Below are 1,432 nucleotides of genomic sequence, written 5' to 3' on the forward strand. Positions count from 1 at the left end.
TGTCAATTTGCTGAGAAAATGTCACCTTAACTCTTCCGAGAAAATGTCACTTTTACGGTGTTTCCAAACCACCGTTAGGTGGCTTGGACTGTCGTTGATTTTGTGGTATTCTTTACTTGCTTTTGATTCCAGCCATTCCTCCAAGGATGGTTGTCGGCGGGTTTGCGTGGCTGCGCAGGCATCGCCTTTTTTGTATCTGTCACGCGCTTGGGCTTCTCCGTTTCCTTCAACGGAAGTGCATGCCCGTTGTGCCATATCAGGACATCGCCTGACAGGGTTTGACGGACTTCAACAGTTGTTTTGGCATCGAACCGGAATGCATTAGGTTTGGCAAACGTATAGATTATTCCGTTGTGTGAGAGCGTGTTTCCATGCCCGAGTTGTCTTGGCTTGCGAATGGTAAATACATGATTCAAATTGATATGTGCATCGTATTTTACGTAGGCTGAATCGGCCATTTTGGGCTGAACTGCGAACTTGCGATTGTGCTTCTGAAGCAGGCCCGGCAAGGCTTCGTTGGCTTCCTCCAGCGTCTTCACGCCAAGCAGCCGTAACTCAATGACAAGGCGATCTTGGAACGTCACCCACAGCCGTTCTACACGCCCCTTTGCCTGGGGCGTTATGGCTTTGATATGCTCGATATGGAGTTCCGCCATTGCCTTGCCGAAGTGAGAGAGCGGCTTCGTCTCACCGGCCAATTCTTGCTCGACCGTCAGCTTTTCGTTAGGCGAGCGGAAGATGGTGTGCCTGTCGCTGTAAAGGCCGAGGGGTACACCATACATTTTGATGCCCTGCTGCATGACAAGAGAATAGCCCTCGCGGCATTCGTTAGGACGGAATACGGCGCCTACTACTGTGCCTGTAGCGTCGTCGATCGCGGCGTGCAGCGCGAAGACTGGCGCGCGATCCTCCAGCCAGGCATAGGGAGTGGCGTCGATCTGCCACAGCATGCCTGCCTGCGGTTTACGCTCTCGTGGCTGGTGAGCCTTACTGCGGCGTCTCTTTCTGACTTGCTTGATGTCCTTTGCGAGCAATATACGCCGGATACTAGAACTGCTAAGTTTCACGGCTTCATGTTCCTCTAAGAGCTCAGCAAAATGACAGTTGTTGCTCCCGTGGTACTTCTCTGTGTATAACTTTGCCGCTTGATCTTTCACCGCCTCCGATAATGCGTGCTTTGGTGTTCTTCCTCGGTTCTTGTGCGTAAGTCCTTCTGCTCCTTCTGCATCATATTGTTTCTTCAGTCGAATGACTTGCCTGTTCGTAAGACCTAATGCTGCTGCTCCTTCACTGTTCGTCATCTGTCCCCCAAAGATCTTCTCCACCACTAATACCTTCTTCATCTCTGCTCTGGTCAATGTCACTGTCTCCTGTCCCATAGTGACATTATCTCAGAACAGTTATAGGGTGACATTATCACAGCACAACAACA

At 50.8% G+C, this 1,432-nt stretch carries 1 protein-coding gene; it reads right to left on the reverse strand.

What is annotated here, in order from left to right; translation table 11 throughout:
• Nucleotides 1–74 precede the first annotated feature (74 nt).
• On the reverse strand, nucleotides 75–1,358 hold the full coding sequence (locus tag K7P76_RS32955; protein WP_232190341.1) for an ISNCY family transposase: 1,284 nt from the start codon (nucleotides 1,356–1,358) through the stop codon (nucleotides 75–77).
• Between the last annotated feature and the right edge of the window lie 74 nt (nucleotides 1,359–1,432).

Origin of the sequence: Cohnella silvisoli (assembly GCF_021190915.1) — a bacterium.
In the GTDB taxonomy this organism is placed as follows: Bacteria; Bacillota; Bacilli; order Paenibacillales; family Paenibacillaceae; genus Cohnella; species Cohnella silvisoli.